We start from the raw sequence: 25,573 nt of genomic DNA on the forward strand, positions 1-25,573 counted from the left end.
CCGCTAAACGGCATCCACGATGCCCCATCTCTATCTCGTCGACGGCTCGGGCTATATCTTCCGCGCCTATCACCGGCTGCCGCCGCTCACCAACAGACATGGCGAGCCGGTGGGGGCGGTCTATGGCTATACCGCCATGCTGTGGAAGCTCGCCGACGAGCTGCACAAGGCGGAAGGCCCCACCCACATGGCGGTCATCCTCGACAAATCCTCGTCGACCTTCCGCAACCAGATGTACGACCAGTACAAGGCGCATCGGCCGCCGCCGCCGGAGGATCTGGTTCCGCAATTCCCGATGATCCGCGACGCCACCCGCGCCTTCTCGCTGCCGTGCATCGAGGAGGAAGGCTGGGAGGCGGACGACCTGATCGCGAGCTATGCCAAGGCGGCGCTGGCGCAGGGGTGGCAGGTGACGATCGTCAGTTCCGACAAGGACCTGATGCAGCTGATCGAGCCGGGCCTCGACCTCTACGACACGATGAACAACCGCCGGTTGGGTGCGGAGGCGGTAGTCGAGAAGTTCGGCGTCGGCCCGCAGCAATTGGGCGACGTGCTGGCGCTGATGGGCGATGCAGTCGACAACGTGCCGGGCGTGCCGGGCGTCGGCCCCAAGACCGCGGCCAAGCTGATCCAGGAACATGGCGACGTCGAGGCGGTGCTCGCCGCGGCGCCGGCGATGAAGAAGGGCAAGCTGCGCGACAATCTGATCGAGCATGCCGAGGCGGCACGCCTGTCGCGCAAGCTGGTGGCGCTCGCCTGCGACGTGCCGCTGGAGCATCCGCTGGAGGAGCTGGCCTTGCAGGGCATCCCCGATGCGCCCTTGCGCGCCTTCCTGGAGCATCACGGCTTCAAGACCTTGCTCGCCCGGCTGGGGCAGGTCGCCGACGCGCCCGTCGCGGAACCCGCCGACGTGCCGTTCGAGCCCGACCCGCCATGCGAGCACGACGCCTATGAGACGGTGGTCGATGCCGAGGCGCTCGACCGCTGGGTGACGGCGGCGCAGCATCAGGGCTGGGTGGCGATCGACACCGAGACGACCGGCACCGACGCGACGCGCGCCGATCTGGTCGGCGTCAGCCTGGCACTGGGTGCCAACCGCGCCTGCTACATTCCGCTCGGCCATGGCGGCAGCGACCTGCTGGCCGAGGTGCCGGTACAGATCGATCGCGGCGAGGCGCTCGCGCGATTGAAGACGCTGTGCGAGGATGCATCGGTCCTCAAGATCGGCCACAACCTCAAGTTCGACATGATCGTGCTGGGCTTGTGCGGGATCAGCGTGGCGCCGCACGACGACACGATCGTGATGAGCTTCGACCTCGACGCCGGGCTGCACGGCCATGGCATGGACGAGCTCGCCGCCACGCACCTGTCGCACAGCTGCATCGCCTTCAAGGACGTGGTCGGCACCGGCAAGTCGCAGCGCGGCTTCCACGAGGTCGACCTCAAATCCGCGACGCGCTACGCCGCCGAGGACGCCGACGTCACCTATCGCCTGTGGAAGCGGTTCAAGGCGCGCCTGCCGGCCGAAGAGGCGACGCGCGTCTACGAGATGGTTGACCGGCCGCTGGTGCCGGTGATCGCCCGCATGGAGACGCGCGGGATCAAGGTCGACCGCGAGCGCCTGTCGGCGCTGTCGGCGGAGTTCAGCGGCCAGATCGGCGAGCTGGAGACGGTGATCCACGGCCTCGCCGGCGCGCCCTTCACCATCGGCAGCCCCAAGCAACTGGGTGACGTGCTGTTCGAGCGGATGGGCATCAAGGGCGGCCGCAAGGGCAAGTCCGGCGTCTATTCGACCGACGTCAACGAGCTGGAGCGGATCGCAGCCGATAAGGATTCGCCCGGTGCGGATATCGCCGCGCGCGTGCTTGAGTGGCGGCAGCTGACCAAGCTCAAGAACACCTATACCGATGCGTTGCAGAACGAGATCAACCCCCGGACAGGCCGCGTCCACACCAGCTATTCGCTGACCGGCGCACAGACCGGGCGCCTCTCCTCGACCGAGCCCAACCTGCAGAACATCCCGATCCGCACCGAGGTCGGACGGCAGATCCGCGACGCCTTCGTCGCGGACGCCGGCAACGTCATCCTCGCCGCCGACTATTCGCAGATCGAGCTGCGGCTCGCCGCGCACATGGCCGACGTGCCGCAGCTGCGCGAGGCGTTCGCCAATGGCGACGACATCCACAGCCTGACGGCGCAGGAGCTGTTCGGCGAGGTCAACCGCGACACGCGGGCGAGCGCCAAGACGATCAACTTCGCGATCCTCTACGGCATCAGCCGCTGGGGCCTGGCCGGGCGGCTCGATATCTCGGCGGACGAGGCGCAGGCGATGATCGATCGCTACTTCGACCGCTTCCCCGGCATCAAGACCTATATCGCCGAGACGACGCAGAGCGTCCGCCAGCGCGGCTTCACGACGACACTGTTCGGCCGCAAGACGCACTTCCCGCGCATATCGAGCAAGGTGCAACACGAGCGCCAGGGTGCCGAGCGCGCCGCGATCAATGCGCCGATCCAGGGAACCAGCGCCGACATCATCAAGCGTGCGATGGTGCGGATGGAGCCGGCGCTGCTCGCCGCGGGGCTTCCGCACGTGCAGATGCTGCTCCAGGTGCACGACGAACTGGTGTTCGAATTGCCCGAAGGCGATGTCGCCGCGGCCAAGCCGGTGATCGAACGGGTGATGGCCGAGGCGGCGGCGCCGGCGGTGACGCTGTCGGTGCCATTGGGGATCGAGATCGGTGTGGGCGCGAGCTGGGGGGCGGCGCATTGATCCTGGCCGTCTCGCGCCCACCCTCACCCTTCCGCGGCTACGCCGCTCCCTCCCTCTCCCAGCAGGAGAGGGAGAAGACGCCGAAGGCGGCGCAGGGTGAGGGCAGCATGCCCGTCTTGCCGTGACCGAAACCAAGGATATCGACGCCCTCGCCAAGGGCGGCCGCACCAACATCGCCGGATTCGTGCTGCGCCTGGCCGCGCGCATCCCGTTCCTGTTCATCGCCGGGCGGCTCTACGGGCCGGACCTCGTCGGCCGGTTCGCGCTGGCGGTGGTGGTGGTCGAACTCGCCGCGCTGGTCGCGACGCTGGGCCTCAAGCGCGGGCTGGCGCAGGCGCTGTCGGGATCGGACCAGCCTCACGCCTGCGTCGTGTGGGACGCGCTGGCGGTCGCCTTCGTCATGTCGATCGCGGCGAGCGCCATCCTCATTGCCTTCCCGCAAGTGATGTATGCCAACACGCAGGTGACCGGGCTCGACCGGTTCCTGCCCTGCATCATCCTGGCGATCGCCTGGTCGGACGTCAGCCTCGCCGCGCTCGCCTATCGCCATGACGTCAAGGCGGCGGTGACCGCGCGTGCGGTGGTGGAGCCGTGGACGATCTCGATCGCCGCCTGGATATTCTCCTTCTTCACGATCAAGGACGGCCTCGTCCTCTCCTATGTCGCGTCGATGACCGCGGCGCTGATCGCGAGCTTCGTGCCCTTCCTGCGCAGCTATGGCATGCCGCACGGCTGGTCGCCGCAGATCGGGCCGCTGTTCGCGCTCGCGCGCGCCAATGCGCCGCTCGCCGGCGCCGATGCGCTGGAATGGGGCAGCCGCAACGTCGACCGGTTCATCCTGGGCGTGATGTTCGAGCCCAAGATCGTCGGCATCTACTACATGGCGCAGCAGGTCGCCTCGCTGCCGCAGAAGCTGAAGACGAGCTTCGACCCGATCCTGGGGCCGGTCATCACCCGCAGCCTCGCCGTGAACGACCGCGCCGCCATCGCCAACCAGGTGCGGCAGGTCGCCTTCTGGATCATGGCGGCGCAGACCGGCCTTGCGCTGATGGGATCGATCCCGGCGGAAGCGGTGATGGGCGTCGTCGGGCCGCAGTTCGTGGCGGGCAGCGCCGCGCTCGGCTTCCTGCTGTTCGCCGAGGTGCTCGCCTCGACCGGGGCGGTGTGCGAATCGGCGCTGGTCTATACGGCGCGGCACCGCAACCTGGTGATTTCGGTCGTGATGCTCGCGGTGCAGATCGTGCTGAGCTTCGTCCTGATCCTGGCGATGCGCGGGGCGGGCTGGCCGACGACATGGCAGGCGGCGGGGCCGGCGGTGGCGCTGATGGTCAGCGTCGGGTTGACCTCGGTGGTGAAGGCGCGACTGCTGGGGCACATCCTGTCGGCACCGGTATCGCCGTGGCGCTGGCCGCTCCTGTGGGCGGCGGTGGCGGCGATCGTGGTCGGCGGCGCCTTCACCCTGCTGCCGCACCATTTCGAATGGCTGGAGCTGGTCGGCGGCGAGCCGGCGATCGCCGCCACCTACCTCTTCGTGCTGTGGCGCTGGGCGTTCGGCCCCGCCGACCGTGCGCTGTTCGGCAAGATGCCGTCCGCGGAGGAAGCGACGCTGCCCAACGTCGGATCGCCGGTGCGGTAGAGGATGGCATAGCATCGTCCCGTTCGTGCTGCGCGTGTCGAAGCACCTGTGAGACTCAGGTCCGTCGACACGCTCAGGGCGAACGATGAGGTTCGATCAGCCCAACGGCAGACCGGCTGCGAAAGGTCACAAAAGTCTCACCGAAGACGGTGTTTCGCGGGCGCAGTGCATGGCGGCGGCGATGAGAAGGAGCGCTGGACCGAATCGGCCCTCGCCCTTCGTTTCATAGCTTTTCCAAATAGGACAGAGGACGCGGTGCGCCCTCTGCATCAATGCCGGAAGTGGCGCATGCCGGTGAAGATCATCGCCAGGCCCGCTTCGTCCGCTGCGGCGATCACCTCGTCGTCGCGGATCGAGCCGCCCGGCTGGATCACCGCCGTCGCGCCCGCTTCCACCGCGGTGAGCAGGCCGTCGGCGAAGGGGAAGAAGGCGTCCGATGCCACCGCCGAGCCGATCGTGCGCGGCTGCGCCCAGCCTGCCTTGTCGGCCGCGTCCTTCGCCTTCCAGGCGGCGATGCGTGCCGACTCCAGGCGGTTCATCTGGCCCGCGCCGACGCCGGCGGTGGCGCCGTCCCTGGCATAGACGATCGCGTTCGACTTGACGTGCTTCGCCACCGTCCAGGCGAAGCGGCAGTCGGCGAGTTCCTGCGCGGTCGGCGCGCGACGGGTCACGACCTTGAGGTCCCCCGGCACGCCCGCGTCGCGATCCTGCACCAGCCAGCCGCCGGCGATCGTCTTGGCAAAGCGGCCGGCGCGGTGCGGGTCGGGCAGTTCGCCGGTCAGCAGCAGGCGCAGGTTCTTCTTCGCGGCGAACAGCGCCAGCGCCTCCTCGTCGGCGTCCGGCGCGACCACCACTTCGGTGAAGATGCCGGTGATCGCCCTGGCCGTCGCGCCATCCAGCGGCCGGTTGACCGCGATGATGCCGCCGAACGCCGACACCGTGTCGCAGGCGAAGGCCTGGGCATAGGCGTCCGCCAGCGTCGCCGCGGTAGCGACGCCGCACGGATTGGCGTGCTTGACGATGACGCAGGTCGGATCGGCGTCGCGGAATTCGGCGGCCAGTTCCAGCGCGGCGTCCGCGTCGTTGAGATTGTTGTACGACAGCTCCTTGCCCTGCACCTGCCGCGCCTGGCCGATGCCGGCGACACCGTCGTTCGCGGTGTAGGCGGTGTAGAAGGCGGCGGACTGATGCGGGTTCTCGCCGTAGCGCAGCGATGCCGCGCGCCGCATCGTCACCGGCAGCACCGGCGGGAACGCCTCGCCCTGATCGACCGTGCCGAACCAGCGCGCGATCGCGCCGTCGTAGGCGGCGGTGGCGGCAAAGGCCTTGGCGGCGAACAGGCGCCGCTGCTCCAGCGTCGTCTCGCCGCTCGCCAGCGCAGGATAATCGGCGGGGTCGGTCACGATCGCGACATAGGCGTGGTTCTTGGCGGCGGAGCGCACCATCGACGGGCCACCGATGTCGATATTTTCGATCACCGTGTCGCGATCGGCGCCACGCGCCACGGTCGCCTCGAACGGATACAGGTTCACCACCACCAGATCGATTCCGCCGATGCCGTGCTGCGCCATCGCGGCGGCATGATCGGCATCGTCGCGCACCGCCAGCAGGCCGCCATGGACCATCGGGTGCAGCGTCTTGACGCGGCCGTCCATCATCTCGGGAAAGCCGGTGAGGTCCGACACGTCGCGCACAGTGAGGCCGGCATCGCGCAGCGCCTTGGCCGTGCCGCCGGTGGAGACGAGTTCGACGCCCTTGTCGGCAAGTCCGCGGGCAAGATCGACCACCCCGGTCTTGTCGGAGACGGACAGCAGGGCGCGGCGAATGGGTAGGGTCGACATGGCGGGTCCTCTAGCGGCGGATCGCCCGGTCGAACAGGGCGGATGTAGCTAATCCTCCCCGGCCCGGGGAGGGGTGGTGGAGGGGAGGCCGCACGTGCCTTGCCTGCGGAAGCCCCCTCCGTCAGCGCTATCGCACTGCCACCTCCCCGTGCCGGGGAGGAACGGTCAGACCGCGCGCTTCAATGCCCAGCTGACGTTGGCGCCGCCCGCCGGGGCTTCGCCGCTGACGACGAGCTGCTGCGTCGCGACCGGGCGCCCCTCGCCATCGATCCACAGCGAATCCTCGATGGTCAGCGCGCCGCCGCGGCAGCGGAACTGCCACAAGGCGCCGCCGGGCAGGCGCAGCAACGCGGCGAGGCCATCGGCGGTCGGCGAAGCCTGCACGCCCTGCCCCAGGTGGAAACGCACCGCGAACGGCACCACGCCGAGCTTGCGCCGGCGCCCTTGCGGCAGCAGCGCATCCTCGCCGCGCAATTCCTTGCCGTCGCCGGTCAGCATCAGCTGGCGGCGGTGAACGAAGCCCCAGCGGCGGACATAGCCGTCGTGGCTCGCCTCGATCCGGCTGGCGACGTCCGACTCCTGGCGCGACAACTCGACCTCGCCGACGCCGCGGCCCAGCGTGCCGTCGGCGTGGATGGCGGTGGAGTTGGAATCGCCGACGGTCAGCGTCGAATGCGCCGCAGTGGTGCGCAGCCCCTCGGCGATGGCATCGGGCAGCTGGCGCAGGCTTTCGCGCGCGCCGCCGCAATTGACCACCAGCCGGGCATCGCCATCGGAAAACTCGAACGCCAGCGTCGAGGCACAGCCCCCCTCGACCAGCCGCGCGATCGGTGGCGGCGCGGCATCGACGATCAGCACCGTGCCGCCGGCGGCGAGCCGCTGATACCCCCAGTCGCGCGCCTGGCGCAGCGGCCGGGTGCGGATGCCGCTCGCCTCGATCACCGCGGCGAGCGCGTCGGGCGTGGCGGGGCCACTGCCCTGCCAGCTCGACAGCTGGCGGTCGCCGTGCATCATGCCGAGCAGCGCCGGCACCGCCTTGGCCAGCGCGTTCTGCGCCACCTGCGGCAGGTCCTCGCGCCGCGCGGCATAGGTTTCGCGCAGCATCGCGAGCAGCATGATCGTGTCGGCGAGCATCGCCGGGCTGCGCGACACCGAGCCGCCATCGTCGCTGAGCCCGCCGGCGATCGCGCGGGCGAGGCCCGCTTCGCCGAAGCTCCTGCGCGGGTCGCCGCCCGGGATCAGCAGCCCGGCGGCGACCACGCCCGACCAGGCGGCGATGCGCTGCGCACCCGGCGGCGCCTTGTCCGCGCCGCGATCGAGGTGCCGCGCGCCGCGCGCCAGCGTGTTGAGCACGCTCGACCGATAGACGAGGTCGGTCGACGACAGGATCAGCGGCGCATGCGCCGTCCAGAACAGCAGCCGCCGGCCCCACAGGTCGGCCCGCCAGGCGAGCGCATCGACCCGTTCGGCGTAATCGTCGAGCCAGCGCGCCATCAGCGCCTCGGCGATCGGCGCGCCCTGCGCCCGCGTCGCCACCGTCGACAGGTCGCGCAGCCAGGCGAAGCTGTGGACATATTCGGCGAACGGCCGCCCCCAGTCGCCGCGCTTGAAGGCGAGCGTGTCGATCGGATGCGTTTCGCCGCGGAAGCTCAATTCACCACGCAGAATCGCCTGCCCGCGCCGCACGTCGCCGATGACCGGGTCGTCCGGCACCGCGATCAGCTTCAGCGGATAGCGCCCCTTCAGGCGCATGGCGTGGATCGGCGTGCGCCAGGTGAGCTTGTGGAAGCGTTCGGACAGGCGCTCGGCGAGGCTGAGCCCCTTGTCGCCGCCGACGCGCATCAGGCGCTTTCCCTCTTCGATGCCGTCCGGTTCGCCCTGCGGCGCGATCGCACTCATCCCCGCAGGGCCGCGATGTTGGCGGCATAGGCGTCGGGTCCGCCCTTGAACGCCGCCGTGCCGGCGACCAGGGCGTCGGCCCCGGCGGCGATGCAGCGGGCGGCATGTTCGGCGTCCACCCCGCCGTCGACCTCCAGGTCGATGCTGCGGCCGGTGGCATCGATCATCTTGCGGATCGCCGCGATCTTCTTGAGCTGGCTGTCGATGAAGCGCTGGCCGCCGAAGCCGGGATTGACGCTCATCACCAGCACCAGGTCGACCATGTCGATCAGGTAATCGAGCATCTTGGCCGGCGTGGCGGGATTGAGCACGACGCCGGCGCGCTTGCCCAGCCCCTTGATGTGCTGGACCGTGCGGTGGATGTGCGGCCCCGCCTCGGGATGGACGGTGATGCAGTCGGCCCCGGCCTCGGCGAAGGCATCGAGGTAGAGGTCGACCGGCGAGATCATCAGGTGGACGTCGAACGGCTTGGCGGTGTGCGGCCGCAGCGCCTTCACCACCGCCGGGCCGATGGTGATATTGGGCACGAAATGCCCGTCCATCACGTCGATATGGATCCAGTCCGCCCCCGCCGCATCGATGGCACGCACCTCTTCGCCCAGTTTGGCGAAGTCGGCGGATAATATGGAGGGGGCGATACGGACCGGCTGCATGACCCCGACTCTGTAGCCTGCTGTCCCTCTATTACAACTGTGCCGGCACGACGCGGCGCAGTTAAGCCGTGCGCCGCAGCCGCGCCACGAAGAAGCCGTCGCAGCCGCCCGCATCGGCCAGCATGCCGGGAGCGGTGCGAACATAGCCATCGGCATGGACCGGCACGCCGGGCGGCAACAGCGCAGGTTCGGGCGGGTCGATCGCGTAATCGGGCCGGTCGGCGAGGAAGCGCGACAGCTGCGCCTCGCCCTCCTGCGGTTCCAGGCTGCAGGTCGCGAAGACCAGGCGGCCGCCCGGTGCCACCCAATCCGCCGCACGGGCGAGGATGCGCGCCTGCAATTCCGCCATCTCCGCGATGATGGCGGGATGGACGCGGTGCAGCACGTCGGGATGGCGGCGGAAGATGCCGGTGGCGCTGCACGGCGCGTCGATCAGCAGCGCATCGGCCGGCGCGGGCGGTGCCCATGCCAGCACGTCGGCGGCGATCACCTCCGCCTTCAGCCGGGTGCGGAACAGGTTCTCGCGCAGGCGCTTGATCCGCGCGTTGGACACGTCGACCGCGGCCACCGCATAGCCGGCGGCGGCGAGTTGCAGCGTCTTGCCGCCGGGCGCGGCGCACAGGTCGATCGCCGTGCCCCCGCCGCCCGCCGCCAGCAGCCGCGCCGGGATGGAGGCGGCAATATCCTGCACCCACCAGCGCCCGTCGGCGAAGCCGGGCAGTTCGGTGACCGGCGCGGCATCGACCAGCCGGACATGGCCCGGCATCAGGCTGACGCCGCCGAGTTCGCCGGCCCAGCGCTCCGTTTCCGCAGGATCGGCGAGCGTCAGGTCGAGCGGTGGCGGCGCGGCGATGGCCTGCGCGGCGCCCTCCACCATCTCCGCGCCCCAGGCCGCTTCCCAGCGCGTCTCCACCGCCGGCGGCAGGGCCGGCACCTCCGGCAGCAGCACGCCCGAGCGGACGATCGCGCCGAACACGCCATGGACCAGCTTGCGCGGCCCGCCGTCCACCAGCGGCAGCACCGTGGCGATCGCGGCATGATGCGGCGTGCCGAGCACCAGCGCCTGCACCAGCGCGATGCGCAGCGCCATGCGCGCCTTGGCATCGCCCGGCAGCGGCCGCTCGGTGACCGAATCGATCAATGCGTCGAGATCCGGCAGCCGGCGCAGCACCTCTGCGGCGATGGCGTGCGCCAGGCCGCGGTCCGGCCCGTAGACATGGCGGGTGGCGGCGACCAGCGCCTGTTCGAGCGGCTCGCCCCGGCGCAGCACCGCATCGAGCAGGCGCAGCGCCGCCCGGCGTGACGGGGTGCCGAGCGGCTCGGCAGGAGCCTTGGCAGGCTTGGAGGAGGCAGGGGGCAAAACTTGTGAAACCTCGTGCGGCAAACGATATGTGAACCGCCTTAGACCGGAGAGCCGCCATGGGCCAACGCCCCGCGCATGTGAAGCCGCCCGCCTACCTCAGCAAGACCGTGCCGGTGCCCCAGCCGGAGCCGCAAACCGCGCAACCGCTGCGGGGGGACGACCCGCTCGGCCTCGACCCCACGCGCTACGGCGACTGGGAGCTGAAGGGCATCGCGGTCGATTTCTGACCGGATCGGAACCAGCGGCGCCGACGCGCGTCCACCGATCCATGATAATCCGACCGCGCGTGCGCAGGCGCACTCTCCTGCTGAGCCTCGCGGTCGCGGTGCCGCTGATCCTGGTGCTGATCGTCGGCGCCTTCCCCTTCGGCGTGTTGAAGGGACTGGTCGCCGATCGGCTGACGCAGCGGTTCGGGCGGCCGGTGACGATCGCGACGATGGAGCGGGTCGACGGCTTCGGCTTCACGCCGACGATCGCGGTGCGCGGCGTGCGCATCCCGCAGGCAGCCTGGGCTGGCGATGGCGATTTCCTGACCCTGCGCGAGGCGCGGGTGAGCTTTCCGGTCTGGCCGCTCCTCACCGGCACCTTTCGCCCGCGGGACATCACCGCGGAGGGCTTGCAGCTCGCGCTGGTCCGCGACGCCGCTGGCCGTACCAACTGGGCGCGGCCAGGCAAGCCCGAGAACGGCGGATCGTCCAACGATCTGAAAGGGTTGATCGTCCGTGACAGCATGATCCGTTACCGCGACGCCAAGCAGGATCGCACGGTGCACGTCGCCTTCACCTCCGATGCGCAGGGGCTGCGGGCGAGCGGCACCGGCACGATCCGCGGCACGCCCGTCCGCATCGCGCTGACCGGGGCATCGGTGGCGCAGCCCACGCCCGGTCCGTGGCCGTTCAGCGCGACGATCGAAGGCGATGCGCTGCGCATGCGCGCCACCGGCCGCATGGATCGCCCACTCGACACCGATGCGATGACGCTCGACGTCGACGCCCGCGCCGCCGACCTGCGCCTGATCGACGCGGTGATCGAGGCGGGCCTGTTCGGCACCCAGCCGGTGGCGCTGACGGCGCATGTCCGCCACGACGCGCCGCGCTGGACCGTCACCGATCTGAAGGGGACGATCGGCCGGTCCGATATCGCCGGCCGGATCAGCGTGGACAAGCGCGACGGGCGTACGCGGCTGGATGGCGCGGTCGCCTCCAACCGCTTCGACTTCGACGATCTTTCGTCCGACGAGGGGCTGGTAAAGGGCGCTGCGCGGGAACGCGCGATCGGCCCGCGCGTGGTGCCCGACACGCGGATCGACCTTGCCAACCTCGCCCATACCGACGGCCGGATCGCGGTGCGGGTCGCCCGGGTGTTCAGCCGCAACGGCGGCACCTCGGTGACGGGCATCGAGGGGGTGCTGGCGCTCGACCGGCAGCGTCTCACCGTGCAGCCGCTCACCATCCGTCTCGCGGGCGGCACGGCGCGCGGGATCGTCCGCGTGGATCAGCGGGACGGCGCGACGGTGCCGACGCTCACGCTTGACCTCACGCTGGCGGGCACGCGCGTCGCGGCGCTTGCCGGCACCGATGGGGCGTTCACCGGGCGGATCGCGGCGCATGCGCGGCTGACGGGGCGCGGCGAGACGATCCGCGCGGCGGTCGGCCGGTCGGGGGGACGGATCGGCTTCGTGGTGCGCGACGGGTCGCTGCCGGAACGCTATGCCGCCGCACTGGGCTTCGATGCGGGGCGGGCGCTGCTCGCCGGCAGCGACGACCGCGCCCAGCTGCGCTGCGTGATCCTGGCGCTGCCGGTGTCCGGCGGCGTCGGCATCGCGCGCCCGCTGATCGTCGATACCAGCGCCAGCCAATTGCGCGGCACCGGCACCATCCGCTTTCCCGCCGAGCGGATCGACCTGAGGCTGACCGGCGCGCCCAAGGGCAAGAGCCTGCTGCGCCTGCCCGGCGAGGCGTTCATGACCGGCACGCTGAGCGATCCGGTGCTGACCGTGCCGCCGCAGGTGAAATCGGTCGGCAACGTCCTGAAGGCGATCGGTCGCGCGATCACCGGCCACGAGGGGCCAAAGGCCACCGATGCCGATTGCGGCGCCCTCGCCGCTCGCGCGTTACGCTGACCCGCTCAAGCGCGGCAGGCGGTTTCCGCTCGCCGTGCCGTACCGTCACCGCTAGGATTGCCGCCATGAACGATACCACCTCCGCCGGCGGCGCCACCGGGGCCAGCCTGATCCCGAGCACCACCGACGCCTTTACCGCCGCGCATCTCGCGGTCGTCGCCATCTTCGCGATCGTGGTGATCGCCGCGATCATCTGGGGATCGCGGCTGAAGCATCGTCGCAAGGCCGCCGAGCGCGAGATCGCCGAACGCAATGCGGAGGTCGAACATGGCGCGACCGCCGCGCCGGCTGCGGGCGAACACGACGCGCCGCGGCCGGCCGTGCGAGAGGATACGCCGGTGGTACCAGCCTCGCGCCCGGTCGCCGTGCCGCCGGTGGAGGATACGCCGCCCGCACCCGCGCCGCTGGCCGACGAGCCGATCGCGGCGACGGCGCCGCTCGATGCCGCTCCTGCTACCGAGGCGGCGTCGACGCCGGCCCCTGCCCCGGCGGCATCCTCCCCCGCCGACGAACCGGTGAGCACCCTCAAGGGGCTGGGGCCGAAGCTTGCCACCCGGCTCGGCGAACTCGGCATCACCACCGTCGGCCAGATCGCGGCGCTGAACGATGACGAGGCCGCACGGCTCGATGCGCAGCTCGGCCCCTTTGCCGGGCGCATGGCCCGCGATCGCTGGATCGAACAGGCCCGCTTCCTCGCCGCGGGGGACCGCGCCGGGTTCGAAGCGGTGTTCGGCCGGCTTTGAGAGCCGACTCTTTGCCCTGAGCGTGGCGAAGGGGAAGGTGCCACGGGCGATACGCCTGCGGCACGGTGCCCTTCGACAGGCTCAGGGCGAACGGAAACCGGGCGGGCCGGGTTCATGCCGTCCCACGGCGCGGCGGGTGTTCAGAGTTCGCTGACGAGCAGCTTGTCGATCCGTCGGCCGTCGAGGTCGACCACCTCGAACCGCCAGCCCTGTTCCTCGAAGCTTTCGCCCTCGCCCGGCAGGTGGCGGAAGGCGGCGAGCGCGAGGCCGGCGACGGTCGCGTAATCGCGGTCTTCGGGCAGGTCGATGCCCAGCCGTTCGGCCAGCGCATCCGCGGCCATCGTGCCGGCGACCAGCAGCGAACCGTCGTCGCGCACCACCACGGAGGGCGATTCGTCGGGATCGGCGTCGCTCGCGAATTCGCCGGCGATCGCAGCCAGCAGGTCGGCCGGCGTCACGATCCCTTCGAAATGGCCGTATTCGTCGTGGATCAGCGCCATCGGCACTTCCGCGGCACGCAGCGCGATGAGCGCGTCCATGGCGTCGATCCGGTCGATCACCACCGGCGCCTTGCGCATCAGCGCCTTGAGGTCGATCGCCTCGCCCCGGAACAGCGCGGCGGCGATGTCGCGCGCCTGCACCACGCCGACCACCGCATCCACCGATCCTTCGGCCACCGGCAAGCGGGTATGCGGCGTCGCCAGCAAGGTGTCGCGGATGCCGTCGGCATCCAGCGTGCAGTCGAGCCAGTCGACTTCGGTGCGCGGCGTCATCACCTCGCGCACCGGCCGGTCGGCGAGGCGCACGACGCCCGAGATGATCGTGCGTTCATGCTCCTCGATCACGCCGGACTTGCTCGCCTCCGCGACGATCAGGTGCAGCTCCTCCGCCGTCACCTGATCCTCCGATTCGCGGTTGAGGCCGAGCAGGCGGAAGATCACGGCGCTGGTCGAGTCGAGCACCCACACCACCGGCGCGGTGCCGACCGCCAGCCAGCGCATCGGCAGCGCCACCAGCGCCGCGATCGGCTCCGGCTTGCGCAGCGCGAACTGCTTGGGCACCAGCTCGCCGACGATCAGCGAGGCGAAGGTGGTGAGGCCGATGACGATCGCGAAGCCGACCGTCTCCGCGCTATGCGCGGACAGCCCCAGCGCCTGCAGCCGCGCCGCAGTCGGCTGGCCGAGGCTCGAACCCGAATAGGCACCCGCGAGGATGCCGATCAGCGTGATGCCGATCTGGACGGTGGACAGGAACTTGCCGGGATCGGCGGCCAGCAGCAACGCGGCGCGCGCGCCCTTGCGCCCGGTGCGTGCCATCGCCTCCAGCCGCGCCTTGCGCGCCGACACGATGGCGAGCTCGCTCATCGCGAACACCCCGTTCAACGCGACGAGCGCGAGGATGATGAGGACGTCGATCCAGGGGAAGGGCGGCAGCGGAGGCATCGGCGTGAGCCGTCTTTGCCGCACAAGTGGCGCGACGACAACCGCCTGTATCAAGCCCGGCCGAATATCTGTGTCAGGGCGTGTTCAGATCGCAAGCGGAACAAGCCGCTCCGGACCTGAGTTTACCAGCCCGACGATCATGAAAGGGATATCATGCGATCGAAGTTTCTCGCCGCCGCGGCCCTTGCCGCCCTGGTCACCACCAGCGCCTGCACCACCGATCCCGAGACCGGCGAACGCCGCATCTCGAAGACGGCGATCGGCGGCATCGGCGGCGCGCTCGGCGGCTATCTGCTCGGCGACCTCGTCGGCGGGCGGCGCGACCGGACGGAAAAGATCCTGGGCGCCGGCATCGGCGGCCTCGCCGGCGCCGGGATCGGCGCGTACATGGACAAGCAGGAGCGCGACCTGCGCGCCCGCACCGCCGGCACTGACGTGCAGGTGACGCGCGAGGGCGACAATCTGATCCTCAACATCCCGTCGGGCATCACCTTCGCCTATAACAGTGCCGAGGTGCAGCCGCAGTTCCGCCGGACGCTGGACCAGGTCGCCGACACGCTGGCGCAATACAACCAGACCTATGTCGACGTGTACGGCTTTACCGATTCGACCGGTTCGGCGGACTATAACCAGACGCTGTCGGAACGGCGCGCGACCGCCGTCGCCGATTATCTCGCCAGCCGCGGTGTTCAGCAGGCGCGGATCGGCACCCGCGGCTTCGGCGAGACGCAGCCGATCGCGTCCAACGACACCGATGCGGGCCGGGCCGCGAACCGCCGCGTCGAGATCAAGGTCGTCCCGATCTCGCAGAACGACCTGCGCTGACGTCCGCACCCCCCGTTGCCCCGGACGTGTTCCGGGGTGACGGGGAGGCGTTTCGAACGGTTTAACGCTTGTGCCGGAAGAAATCCCGTAGCAGCGCTGCCGCCTCGGCCTCGCCGATCCCGCCATAGATATCGGGACGGTGGTGCAGCGTCGGCTGGGTGAACAGCCGCGGGCCGTGCTCCACCGCGCCGCCCTTCGGATCGCTGGCGGCATAATAAAGGCGGCCGATCCGCGCATGGGCGATGGCGCCAGCGCACATCGCGCAGGGCTCCAGCGTTACCCACAGGTCCGTGCCCTCCAGCCGTTCGCGCCCCAGCCGGGCGGCCGCATCGCGGATCACCCGCATCTCCGCATGCGCGGTCGGGTCGCAGAGCGCGCGCGGCGCGTTGCCAGCGACCGCGATCACCTCGCCCTGCCAGACCAAAGCGGCGCCGACCGGCACCTCGCCGGCCGCCGCCGCCGCTGCCGCGGCATCGAGCGCATGGCGCATCGGGATCGGCAGGGGGAACATCGCGCCTTCCCTGCCGCGCCCGCGGTGCGCCGTAAAGCTGGCGGGGTATGCTATTGGGCGTTGCCGGGCTTTTCGACGTTGACGGTCGGGACGGCGACGGTCTTGTTCTCCGTACCGACGCTGACGCGGGCGACGTCCGCCTTGAACTGCGGCGCCTGCACCACGGCGGGGCGGGTCTGGTCGATGTTGATGAGGCCGAAATACATCAGCGCGACGACGATCAGGGCGATGATCCCCAGCAGAGCCAGCAACGTGCGCATTCCATCATCCCCTGTGCAAAGACCTTTACGAGTCCGAAACAACGCCCGACGCAGGGGTCCGTTGCATGACTCTCGGTTGACGAAAGCCCGGCGAGCCGCTAGTGGCGCCGACTTTCCGGGCAACCGAATTCAGGATTTAAAGCCATGTCGCGCATTTGCGAGCTGACCGGCAAGGGCCGGCAGGTGGGTCACAACGTTTCCCACGCCAACAACAAGACCAAGCGGACCTTCCTGCCGAACCTGCAGAACGTCACGCTGATCTCCGATTCGCTGGAGAAGAGCGTTCGCCTGCGCGTCTCGACGCATGGCCTGCGTTCGGTCGAGCACAACGGCGGTCTCGACAACTGGCTGGTGAAGACCGGTGACGACAAGCTGTCGCTGCGCTGCCGCCGCCTGAAGCGCGAGATCGTCAAGAAGCTGTCGGCGACCGCCGAAGCCGCGTAAGCGGTTCGCAGCCAAGGCCGGATCCGAGGCCCGCCGCTCCCATCGAGCGGCGGGCTTTTGGCGTCAGCGCGGGTCGAGGCGGAACTTCAGCAGCAGGGTGCGTTGCAGCACCGACTGGTTGTCGTCCGACACCAGCCAGACGATCGTCGCGCCATCCTCCTGCGTCGTCGCCACCCCTTCGAAATTGTCGTGGATGAGCGGCGAATCGAGCGTCGCCAGCAGGCGGCCGCGCGCCACCGCGCCGGGCCGGATCGCGGCGGCGGGCACCAGCGACAGCCGATTGCTGAAATGATACGGCAGGCGAAAGCCGCGATCGAGCACCAGCAGGTCGCCATTGGGCAGCGCCGTCGCGTCGGCCGGGTCGAAGCGGCCTTCGGGCATATAGGCAAAACGCTGCGGCCGGGTGACGATCGGGTCGCCGGGGAAGATCAGCGAATCGCGGCTGTGCAGCCGCTCCGCCTCCGACCCGGCCCAGAACCGGCGGGGAACGTGCATCTCTTCGCCGATCGCCACGAACCGGCCGTCGGGCAGGCGCGCCAGTGATTCGGGGCCGCCGTTGACCGGCCATCTGCGCATCGCCGCCGGTGTACGGTGCGCCTCCGCCCGGGTGAAGCCGGGGGCGTAGCGCCAGATGCCGTTATAGCGTTCGTAGCCGATCCAGATGCGCCCGGTCGCCGGATCGATCGCCATCGATTCGGTATCGCGATCGCGCTTCTCCCAGCCGGTGCCGGGCCCGGCCGGCAGGTTGCGGAACCACAGGCGCCGCGGCTGCCAGTCGGCGCCGAGCGTGAAGCCGACCACGGTGCCGCCGTCGCTCAGCATCGTGATCCGGTCACCGTCCGCCCCGCGTACCACCGACAGCGCCGAATAGCCGCCGAACGCAGGATCGATGCTGCGCAGCGCCACCCCGCCGAGATAGGTCAACGCCCCCACCCGCCGGCGGCGGGGATCGGCGGGGTCGAGATCGACGCGGGTCGCCGTCATCTGCGGCTTGGCGCCGAGCAGCGGCAGCCGCTCCTCGCCCGACCAGCCGGGGACGATCAGCAGCACCACAAGGATGACGAACAGGACGCGCATGCAGGCCTCATAGGCGACGCGCGGGCGATCGATAGCCTGAACGCGCGATAACGAGCGCATTCAGGGTCGGCTCAAGCCGAATCGGGCAAAACGCCTTCATCGACGACGGGCAGGTGCTCGACCGCGCCGCCGCCGAGTTGGAAGAGTTCGAGACGGGAGAAGACCCATGCTGAAGACCCTGAGCCTCGCCGGTGCCGCCCTTGCGATGACCGCCACCGCCCTTGTCCCCGCCACGCCGGCGATGGCGCAACGCGGCTATTATGGCGACCGCTACGAGCGCGGCTACGACCGCGGCTATCGGGGCGACCGGGTCTATCGCGGCGACCGCGGTTACTACGGCGACCGCAACTATCGTCCGCGTCGCTGCAACAGCGGCACGACCGGCACCATCGTCGGCGCGATCGCCGGCGGCCTGCTCGGCCGGACGATCGACAGCCGCGGCGACCGCACGCTCGGCACGGTGCTCGGCGCCGGTGCGGGTGCCCTGGCCGGCCGCGCGGTCGAACGGTCGGACCGCCCCGGCTACTGCCGCTAAACCGGCAGTGCGTACCCCTCGCGTAGCGTGATGAGGGTTTGGAGCCCGGTCGCCGCAAGGCGGCCGGGCTTCGTGGTGTGTGGGTGATGCGAAAGAGCGGAACGAAATGACATGGCATCATCCGTTCGTGCTGAGCCTGTCGAAGCACAGATGAGAGCCATGCCCTTCGACAGGCTCAGGGCGAACGGTGCGTGCTAGCGGCGATGTCGCCGGTAGGACAGCGCTGGAATAATTGATGAGTGGATACAAGCGCTTGGCGATCCCGTCGTCCTATCGGCGCGGCGACGGCGGAGCCGCCGCCGGGGCGTCGGACGGGTTCGGCTGGCGCCGACCCGCCGGCCGTGCCGGGCCGTGCGACTGGCTTTGCCGGCGCAGCGGCGCGGGCGTGGCCGCGCCTGGGCCCGTCAGTACATGTGCTGCCCACCATTGATGCTCAGCGTCGATCCCGTCACGAAGCCCGCTTCGTCGGAACACAGGAAGGCGACGCCGCGTGCGATCTCGCTCGCCTGGCCGAGGCGGCCGACCGGAATCTTGGCGACGATCTTTTCGAGCACGTCAGCGGGGACCGCGGCGACCATGTCGGTATCGATATAGCCCGGTGCGATGGCGTTCACCGTCACGCCGGCGCGCGCGCCCTCCTGCGCCAGGGCCTTGGTGAAGCCGTGGATGCCGGATTTCGCCGCGGCGTAATTGACCTGGCCGTACTGGCCGGCCTGGCCGTTGATCGAGCCGATGTTGACGATCCGCCCCCATTTGCGCTCGCGCATGCCGGGGAAGGTCGCCTTCGCCATGTTGAAGCAGCCGCCGAGATTGGTGTCGATCACCTCTTTCCACGCATCATAGGTGAGCTTCAGGATCGTGCCGTCGCGGGTGATGCCGGCATTGTTGACGACGATATCGACCGGGCCGAGCTCTTCCGCGATCTTTGCGCAGCCCTGCTGGCAGGCATCGAAATCGGCGACGTCCCATTTGTAGGCGGCGATGCCGGTACGTTCGGTGAAGGCGCGCGCACGCTCGTCGTTGCCGGCGTAATTGGCGGCGACGGTGATGCCGGCGTCCTTGAGCGCCAGGCTGATCGCCTCGCCGATCCCGCGGGTACCACCGGTGACGATCGCTACTCTGGCCATTCAACCTCTCCCATTATGCTTGCGCGGCGAAGGCTAGGGACACTGCCGGAAACTGGCAATGGCCGTAGCGTCAATTCACCTTTCGTTACGTGACCCAGCCGGCGAGTTCGCGCGCGATCAGCGTGCGCAGCATCGCCATGCCGGGCTCGCCGTCGTTGAGACAGGGCAGATAGGCGAAGTCCGTCCCGCCCGCCGCCATAAAGCTCTCGCGTCCGCGGATCGCCAATTCCTCCAGCGTTTCCAGACAGTCGGCGGAAAAGCCCGGGGCGATCACGGCAACCTTGCGGCTGCCTTTCGCGGGCAGTGTCGCCAGCGTCTCGTCGGTCGCCGGCCCGAGCCACTTGGCCGGACCGAAGCGCGACTGGAAGGCGACGATGAGTTCGCGCCCCGCCAATGTGGTCGCGAGGGCGTCGGCGAGCAGCCGCGCGGTCTTCTGGCAATGGCAATGGTAGGGATCGCCCAGTTCGAGCGTCCGCCGGGGCATGCCGTGGAAGCTCGCGATCAGCGCGTCGGGGGTGAAATCAAGCGCCGCGAGCTGCGATTCGACCTGCGCCTTCACCGCGGCGATATAGGCGGGATCGTCGTGGTAGGGCGGCAGGGTACGGATCGCCGGCTGCCAGCGCATGCCGGCCAGAGCGGCGAACGCCTTGTCGTTGGCGGTCGCGGTGGTGGCGGCGCAATATTGCGGATAGAGCGGTGCGAGCAAGATGCGCTCGCAGCCCTGCGCCTTCAACGCATGCAGCCGCTCGGCGATGGCGGGATTGCCGTAGCGCATCGCATGGTCGACGATCACATCGGGACCGAACGCGCCCTGCAAAGCCGTCGCCTGGCGCCGGGTGATCGCGGCGAGCGGTGAGCCCTCCTCGCTCCAGACCAGGCCATAGGCATGCGCCGACTTCTTGGGCCGGGTGTTGAGCACGATGCCGCGCAGGATCGGCTGCCAGGCGATCGGCGGGATCTCCACCACGCGGCGGTCGGACAGGAATTCGCCGAGATAGCGCTTCACCGCGCGCGCGTCCGGCGCGTCGGGGGTGCCGAGGTTGATGAGCAACACGCCGATCTTGCGCGGCGGGATGACGGGATGGTCGGGCGGCGGGGTCATGGCGCCCGCCTTAGCGGCAGGTGGCGCAGGCGGATACCGGTCGCGGCATGGACGGCGTTGGCGATGGCCGGCGCGACCGCCGGGACGCCCAGTTCGCCGACGCCGCCGGGCGCCTCTTCCGAGGGCACCAGCTCAACGATCACGTCCGGCGTGTCGGCGAGGCGCGGCAGGTGCATGCCGGCGAAACCGCGCACGTCGGTGCGCCCGGCGGTGATGCCGGTGGCGGCGCCGAGCGCTTGGGCGAGGCCGAAGATCAGGCCGCCCTCGACCTGCTGGCGGACAAGGTCGGGATTGACGTGTCGCCCGCAATCGACCGCGGCGACCAGCCGGGCGACCGCGGGGACGCCGCCGGCCCCCATCTCGGCCTCCGCCAGCACCGCGATATGGCTGCCGCGGAAGCTGTGGCAGGCGATGCCTTGGCCCGATCCCGCCGCGCCGCCGCCCCAGCCGCCCAGCGCCGCGACGGTGGTGAGGCAGCGGGCAAGGCGCGCTTCGCCGCCGAGCATGCCGATCCGGTAGGACAGGGGCTCGGTGCCGGCGACGTGCGCACATTCGTCGATGAAGGCTTCGCGGAAGAAGGCGGTGTAGCCGTGCGCGCCGCCACGCAGGTGGCCGGTGGCGACGCCGATATCGGCGGGATGGTGATCGATCGCCACCGCGGGGATGCGATAGGGCGGCATCGCGCCGGCGACGGCATAGGGATCGCCCGCGCCCGTCATCAGCGCGGCGCCGGGGATGAGCTGCGCCGCGAGGGCATGGCCGGTGGCGGGGGCGGCGATGGCGGCACGCCAGGCGGCGATCGCGCCATTGCCGGCTAGGCGGGCGCTGAGCCGCGCCCGCGCCGGCGGCCGGAACCGGTCGTGCGCGGTATCCTCGCCGCGCGACCAGACGAGGTTGACCGGGCGCTTCAGCCGCATCGCGAGCAGCGCCGCCTGTTCGGCGACGAGGGCGTTCAGCGTCGCGCCGAAATTGCCGCCGCCGAGCGTCGGGTGGATGACGACCGCCCCCTCCCCCAGTCCCGCCGCCGCGGCCGCCGCCCGGCGCGCGGCCATCGGCGCGGCGCTCGGCATCCAGATCTCCAGCCGGCCGGCGCGAAAGGCGGCGGCGGCGCTCATCGGTTCGAGCGAGGCGTGGAGGCCGAGGCGCGCGGAGTAATCGGCGGTGACGACGCCTGCCCCCGCCAGCAGCGGGTCCGGATCGCCGACGCCGGCGATGCGCGTGCCCGCCTGCGCCAGCGCCGCATCGAGCGCGGCGGCGATGCGGGTGTCATCGGCCGGATCGTGCGTCGCGAAGCGCGGCGCCATGGCGTCGACCGCCCGGTTGGCCGCCCACCAAGTCGTCGCCACCGCCGCGACCCAGCGCGGGTTCTCGACCACGGCGAGCACGCCGCGGATGCGATCGGCGGCGGCGCGATCGACGTGCAGCAGGCGGCTGTCGCCGATCGGCCCCTGCCGGATCGCGGCATGCAACATGTCGGGCAGGCGGATATCGCCGGCATAGCTGGCCGATCCGTCGACCTTGGCTGGCACGTCGATACGGGGCAGCGGCCGGCCGACGAGCTTGCCCGCCCCCTGTACGCCGATCGGCAGCGGATCGGGCACGCTCTCGCCCGCCGCCTCCGCCGCGAGCGCGGCGAAGCGCAGGCGGCGGGTGCCGTGGGTGACGAAGCCCGCATCGACCGCGCAATCGGTCCAGGCGACACCCCAGCGCCGCGCCGCCGCCTTGCACAGCAAGGCGCGGGCCGCCGCGCCGGCGGTGCGGCATTCGTCCTCGAACATGCGGACCGAGGTGGAGCCGCCGGTCGCCATCAGCCCGGCGCGGGTGGCGAGCGTCCCTTCCAGCGATTCGGGCAGGCGGGTCAGCGTGCCTTCGAGCAGATCGTCGAGCGCGAGCGGGTTGGCGTAGAGCGGGTTGGCGGGTGCCGCCTCGACCCCCACGGTACGCCAGTCGGCGCCGAGTTCGTCGGCGACGATCTGCGGCAGCGCGGTGTAGACGCCCTGGCCGTGCTCGAGCTGCGGAACGACGACGGTGACATGGCCGTCGTCGCCGATCTTGAGCCAGGCGCCGAACAGGCTTTCGCCGGGCGCGGCGACCAGCGTCGGCGGATAGATGCGCGGCCACACCGCCCAGGCGACGACGAGGCCGATGCCGGCCCCGCCGCCGACGAGGAGCGTGCGACGGTCGATGCCGCTCATCGGGCGGCGCCGACGGGGTGATTCGCGCGCTTCGGAGGCGCGGAAGTTGGCGAAGTTGACGGCACGTCGCGCTCGGAATCGGGGTTGGCGGGGGTGTGCGGGCGAAGCGGGGCGAGCGATTGGGGCGGACGAGCGCGCATGACCGCGGGACGGTGGCAGAGGACGCCCGCGTAGGACAGCGGTTTCTTCTTATTCCTCCCCCGCCAGGGGAAGGGGGACCGCTCGGCGCCAGCCGAGTGGTGGAGGGGGAGGTAGGCGGCGTATCCTGTTACGAAGTTCGCCGCTTACCTCCCCCTCCGTCACCGCTTTGCTGCGCCACCTCCCCCTGGCGGGGAAGGAATTCATGCGGCGGTCCGGTAGCGGTTGCGCAGCGCAACTTTGTCGATCTTTTCCGTGCCGAGCCGGGGCAGCGGATCGGGGGAGAGCCAGATGCGCGCCGGGATCTTGAAGGCGGCGATATGGTCGGCGAGGAAGGCTTGCAGCGCCGCTTCGGTGGTCGCTTCGCGCAGGTGGACGATCGCGCCGGGGATCTCGCCCAAGCGCTCGTCGGGGAGGCCGATCACCGCCGCCTCCGCCACCGCGGGATGGGCGTAGAGCGCGGCCTCCACCTCCTGCGCGGCGATATTCTCGCCGCCGCGGATGATGATGTCCTTGGCGCGATCGACGATGAAGAGATAGCCGTCGGCGTCGAGGTAGCCGATGTCGCCGGTGCGGAAGAAGCCGTTGGCGGTGATGCAGGCGGCGGTCGCCTCCGGCCGGTTCCAATAGCCGAGGAAGTTGCAGATCGAACGGATCGCGATCTCTCCCCGCTCGCCCTGCGCCACAGGTGCGCCACGATCGTCGAGGATCGCGAGTTCGACCAGCGGCGCCGACGGGCGGCCGGCGCTGTCGGGCTTGGCGAGATAGTTGCTGCGCCAGTTGCCGGTGCCGACCGCGTTGGTCTCGGTGAGGCCGTAGCCGATCAGCGGCGCCGATCCGCCCATCTCCGCATCGATGCGGCGGACGTGATCCACCGGGCGCGGCGCACCGCCGGCGGCGAAGTCGGTGACCGTGGACAGGTCGTAGGCGGCGCGATCGGGATGGGTGAGGATCTCGAAGCTCATCAGCGGCACGCCGACGACATAGCTGATCCGCTCCGCCTGGATCAGCCGCATCGCCTCGCGCACGTCCCATTTGGGCATCAGCACCAGCTTGCGCCCCATCGCGAAGCTCTGCAGCATCACCGGAATTTCTGCGGTGACGTGGAATAGCGGCAGCGTGAGGAGGGTGGAGGGCTGCTCGGTCGGCGGATTGCCGTCGGCGGTGGCGATGCCGAGCATCATCAGCGCCTGCGCCAGATAGTTGAAGATGCCCTGCACCACGCCGCGGTGATCGGCGAGCGCCCCCTTCGACTGGCCGGTCGAACCCGAGGTGAAGAGGATCGTCGCATGATCGGTGGCGGCGACCGCGGGCAGCGGCGTGTCGGGCTGGCCGGCGGCGGTGACCGGAGCGAGTGCCTCGGCCAGCGGCCGGGTGTCGTCGATCGTCACCACCGGCGCGGCGATCCCCGCCAGCCGCTGCGCGCGTGGTGCGTCGGCGAAGACCAGCGTGCAGTCGACCTCGGCGACCGCGGCGGCGAGTTCCTCCGCCTGCCACCAGCCGTTGAGCAGGGTGGCGACGCCGCCGGCCATGACGATGCTCATGTAGAGCACGATCCACGCCGGCGAATTGCGCATCGCGATGCCGACGCGCAGGCCGCTCGACACATGATGGCCGGCGATCAGCGCGCGGGCGACCGCGCCGGCCTGTGCGTACACCTCGGCAAAGGTCAGGCGTTCGTCGCCGGCGACGAGGAAGGTCTTGTCGGCATGCTCGTGGCAGAAATGCGCGAAATACGCGGGCAGCGTCGGCGGCGCGGTGCCGATCAGCGGGTAGCTGCGCCCGCCCCGCTCCGCCTCACCCAGCGCGAGCGGACCGCCCGGCCCGGTCAGCGCCGCCATGGTCGCGTCCATTCGCTCGTCGAGGGCCGTGCGCATCCGTCTCTCCATCACGTTCCGGTCTTGGGCTTGGTCTTGTGCCTTTGCGCCACTATGCAGGCGGCAAATCAAAGGGAAAAGCCTTGATCCTGCCGTTGCTCGCCGCTGCCGTCCAAACCGCCGTACCCGCCGCCGCGGCGGCGGGCGGCGGCCATATCCGCTTCGCCGACCTGGGGCTGCACCCCGACGTCTTCTCGATCGGCTTCTTCACGCTGCGCTGGTACAGCCTCGCCTATATCGCCGGCATCGTCATCGGCTGGTGGTATCTGCTGAAGCTGCTGGCGCAGCCGGGGGCGCCGATGGCGCGCCGGCATGCCGACGACCTGGTGTTCTACGCGACGCTGGGCATCATCCTGGGCGGGCGGATCGGCTACGTGCTCTTCTACGCGCCGGACATGTTCCTGCATCCCTTGCGCATCTTCCGCCTCTGGGACGGCGGCATGAGCTTCCACGGCGGGGTGATCGGCACCTCGCTGGGGCTGATCCTGTTCGCCCGCAAGCACAAGCTCGACTGGCTGCGGGTGCACGATTACATCGCCGCTTGCGTCCCCTTCGGCCTGTTCTTCGGCCGGCTCGCCAATTTCGTGAACGGCGAACTGTGGGGCAAGCCGGCCGACGTGCCCTGGGCCATCGTGTTCGAGCGCACCGTTCCCTATGGCGTGCCCGAACCGGCGCGCCACCCCAGCCAGCTGTACGAAGCCGCACTCGAAGGCGTGCTGCTGTTCGCGGTCATGTGGTTCGCCTTCTGGAAGACCAAGGCGCGCTACCAGCCGGGCCGCCTCGTCGGTCTGTTCGTGCTGGGCTACGGCATCGCGCGCTTCGTGGTCGAATTCTTCCGCGAACCCGACGCGCAGTTCCGCGGCACCTTCATCGAGGCGACGCATATCCACATGGGCCAGTGGCTGTGCCTGCCGATGATCGCCGGCGGCCTGTACCTGATGCTGACCGCGCCCGGCCGCCGCACCCGCGTGGAGCCGATCGCGGGGACGCAGAGCGTGGCGTAACGCGGC

The 25,573-nt window shown here is 70.3% G+C and carries 21 protein-coding genes; 9 read left to right on the top strand and 12 right to left on the bottom strand.

All coding sequences use genetic code 11. From position 1 onward, the window contains the following. Positions 1–19: 19 nt before the first annotated feature. Together polA and AC4GY7_RS12595 are read left to right on the top strand one after the other, a co-directional pair. On the top strand, positions 20–2,773 hold the full coding sequence (gene polA, locus AC4GY7_RS12590) for a DNA polymerase I (RefSeq protein ID WP_491114575.1): 2,754 nt from the start codon (positions 20–22) through the stop codon (positions 2,771–2,773). A gap of 121 nt (positions 2,774–2,894) precedes the next feature. Continuing rightward, positions 2,895–4,409, top strand: a complete 1,515-nt coding sequence (locus tag AC4GY7_RS12595) for a lipopolysaccharide biosynthesis protein (RefSeq protein ID WP_491114578.1) — start codon at positions 2,895–2,897, stop codon at positions 4,407–4,409. Positions 4,410–4,678: 269 nt separating this feature from the next. Here AC4GY7_RS12595 and purH read toward each other — a convergent pair whose 3' ends face one another. The 4 genes from purH to AC4GY7_RS12615 all read right to left on the bottom strand — a co-directional run bounded on the left by purH (position 4,679) and on the right by AC4GY7_RS12615 (position 10,162). Next, a complete protein-coding gene (gene purH, locus AC4GY7_RS12600) occupies positions 4,679–6,250 on the bottom strand; it encodes a bifunctional phosphoribosylaminoimidazolecarboxamide formyltransferase/IMP cyclohydrolase (RefSeq protein ID WP_491114581.1) in 1,572 nt (523 codons plus the stop codon). Positions 6,251–6,415: 165 nt separating this feature from the next. Then, entirely contained in the window at positions 6,416–8,149 is a 1,734-nt protein-coding gene (locus AC4GY7_RS12605; RefSeq protein WP_491114584.1) for a heparinase II/III family protein, read from the bottom strand. Then, on the bottom strand, positions 8,146–8,802 hold the full coding sequence (gene rpe / locus AC4GY7_RS12610) for a ribulose-phosphate 3-epimerase (protein ID WP_443583551.1): 657 nt from the start codon (positions 8,800–8,802) through the stop codon (positions 8,146–8,148). Before rpe ends, AC4GY7_RS12605 begins: the two co-directional genes overlap by 4 nt. Positions 8,803–8,863: 61 nt before the next feature. After that, positions 8,864–10,162 carry an RsmB/NOP family class I SAM-dependent RNA methyltransferase gene (locus AC4GY7_RS12615; protein ID WP_491114588.1) on the bottom strand — a complete coding sequence of 433 codons (1,299 nt, stop codon included), beginning with the start codon at positions 10,160–10,162 and terminating at the stop codon, positions 8,864–8,866. 59 nt (positions 10,163–10,221) lie between these two features. Here AC4GY7_RS12615 and AC4GY7_RS12620 point away from each other — a divergent pair, with 59 nt between their 5' ends. From AC4GY7_RS12620 to AC4GY7_RS12630, 3 genes are all read left to right on the top strand, one after another. After that, positions 10,222–10,392, top strand: a complete 171-nt coding sequence (locus tag AC4GY7_RS12620) for a DUF1674 domain-containing protein (protein ID WP_443583553.1) — start codon at positions 10,222–10,224, stop codon at positions 10,390–10,392. Positions 10,393–10,451: 59 nt separating this feature from the next. Beyond that, positions 10,452–12,287: an AsmA family protein gene (locus tag AC4GY7_RS12625; RefSeq protein WP_491114591.1), complete on the top strand. Its 1,836-nt coding sequence runs from the start codon at positions 10,452–10,454 to the stop codon at positions 12,285–12,287. Between the two features lie 65 nt (positions 12,288–12,352). Beyond that, positions 12,353–13,030, top strand: coding sequence for a helix-hairpin-helix domain-containing protein (locus AC4GY7_RS12630; RefSeq protein ID WP_491114594.1), 678 nt, complete (start codon positions 12,353–12,355; stop codon positions 13,028–13,030). Between the two features lie 140 nt (positions 13,031–13,170). Here the strand turns inward: AC4GY7_RS12630 and AC4GY7_RS12635 are convergent, their stop codons facing one another. Beyond that, a complete protein-coding gene (locus AC4GY7_RS12635; RefSeq protein WP_443583556.1) occupies positions 13,171–14,472 on the bottom strand; it encodes a hemolysin family protein in 1,302 nt (433 codons plus the stop codon). Positions 14,473–14,625: 153 nt separating this feature from the next. On the opposite strand from AC4GY7_RS12635, the gene AC4GY7_RS12640 reads away from it, so the two are divergent. Next, positions 14,626–15,297 (top strand): YiaD family glycine zipper/OmpA-like lipoprotein, encoded by a 672-nt coding sequence (locus tag AC4GY7_RS12640; protein ID WP_443583557.1) that lies wholly within the window; start codon positions 14,626–14,628, stop codon positions 15,295–15,297. Positions 15,298–15,358: 61 nt separating this feature from the next. On the opposite strand, the gene AC4GY7_RS12645 is transcribed toward AC4GY7_RS12640, so the two are convergent. Both AC4GY7_RS12645 and AC4GY7_RS12650 read right to left on the bottom strand, forming a co-directional pair. Beyond that, positions 15,359–15,787: a nucleoside deaminase gene (locus AC4GY7_RS12645; RefSeq protein WP_491114694.1), complete on the bottom strand. Its 429-nt coding sequence runs from the start codon at positions 15,785–15,787 to the stop codon at positions 15,359–15,361. A 71-nt stretch (positions 15,788–15,858) separates the two neighbouring features. Further along, complete coding sequence (locus AC4GY7_RS12650; RefSeq protein ID WP_443583558.1) at positions 15,859–16,068, bottom strand: hypothetical protein; 210 nt, start codon at positions 16,066–16,068, stop codon at positions 15,859–15,861. 144 nt (positions 16,069–16,212) lie between these two features. Between AC4GY7_RS12650 and rpmB the strand changes: the two genes are divergently transcribed. Beyond that, the gene (gene rpmB, locus AC4GY7_RS12655; RefSeq protein ID WP_443583559.1) at positions 16,213–16,512 is read left to right on the top strand and encodes a 50S ribosomal protein L28; all 300 of its coding nucleotides are present in this window, start codon (positions 16,213–16,215) and stop codon (positions 16,510–16,512) included. 63 nt (positions 16,513–16,575) lie between these two features. On the opposite strand, the gene AC4GY7_RS12660 is transcribed toward rpmB, so the two are convergent. Next, positions 16,576–17,589: an esterase-like activity of phytase family protein gene (locus tag AC4GY7_RS12660; protein WP_491114599.1), complete on the bottom strand. Its 1,014-nt coding sequence runs from the start codon at positions 17,587–17,589 to the stop codon at positions 16,576–16,578. A 166-nt stretch (positions 17,590–17,755) separates the two neighbouring features. On the opposite strand from AC4GY7_RS12660, the gene AC4GY7_RS12665 reads away from it, so the two are divergent. Continuing rightward, a complete protein-coding gene (locus tag AC4GY7_RS12665; protein ID WP_491114602.1) occupies positions 17,756–18,124 on the top strand; it encodes a glycine zipper 2TM domain-containing protein in 369 nt (122 codons plus the stop codon). A 404-nt stretch (positions 18,125–18,528) separates the two neighbouring features. On the opposite strand, the gene phbB is transcribed toward AC4GY7_RS12665, so the two are convergent. The 4 genes from phbB to AC4GY7_RS12685 all read right to left on the bottom strand — a co-directional run bounded on the left by phbB (position 18,529) and on the right by AC4GY7_RS12685 (position 24,563). Continuing rightward, a complete protein-coding gene (gene phbB, locus AC4GY7_RS12670) occupies positions 18,529–19,251 on the bottom strand; it encodes an acetoacetyl-CoA reductase (RefSeq protein WP_491114605.1) in 723 nt (240 codons plus the stop codon). Positions 19,252–19,336: 85 nt separating this feature from the next. Next, positions 19,337–20,353, bottom strand: a complete 1,017-nt coding sequence (gene hemH, locus AC4GY7_RS12675) for a ferrochelatase (protein ID WP_491114608.1) — start codon at positions 20,351–20,353, stop codon at positions 19,337–19,339. Continuing rightward, the gene (locus AC4GY7_RS12680; RefSeq protein ID WP_491114610.1) at positions 20,350–22,548 is read right to left on the bottom strand and encodes a molybdopterin cofactor-binding domain-containing protein; all 2,199 of its coding nucleotides are present in this window, start codon (positions 22,546–22,548) and stop codon (positions 20,350–20,352) included. Before AC4GY7_RS12680 ends, hemH begins: the two co-directional genes overlap by 4 nt. A 341-nt stretch (positions 22,549–22,889) precedes the next feature. Then, on the bottom strand, positions 22,890–24,563 hold the full coding sequence (locus AC4GY7_RS12685) for a class I adenylate-forming enzyme family protein (protein WP_491114613.1): 1,674 nt from the start codon (positions 24,561–24,563) through the stop codon (positions 22,890–22,892). An 83-nt stretch (positions 24,564–24,646) separates the two neighbouring features. Here AC4GY7_RS12685 and lgt point away from each other — a divergent pair, with 83 nt between their 5' ends. Continuing rightward, complete coding sequence (gene lgt / locus AC4GY7_RS12690; protein WP_491114615.1) at positions 24,647–25,567, top strand: prolipoprotein diacylglyceryl transferase; 921 nt, start codon at positions 24,647–24,649, stop codon at positions 25,565–25,567. Positions 25,568–25,573: the final 6 nt, after the last annotated feature.

It is taken from the genome of Sphingomonas sp. SP5, assembly GCF_058313455.1.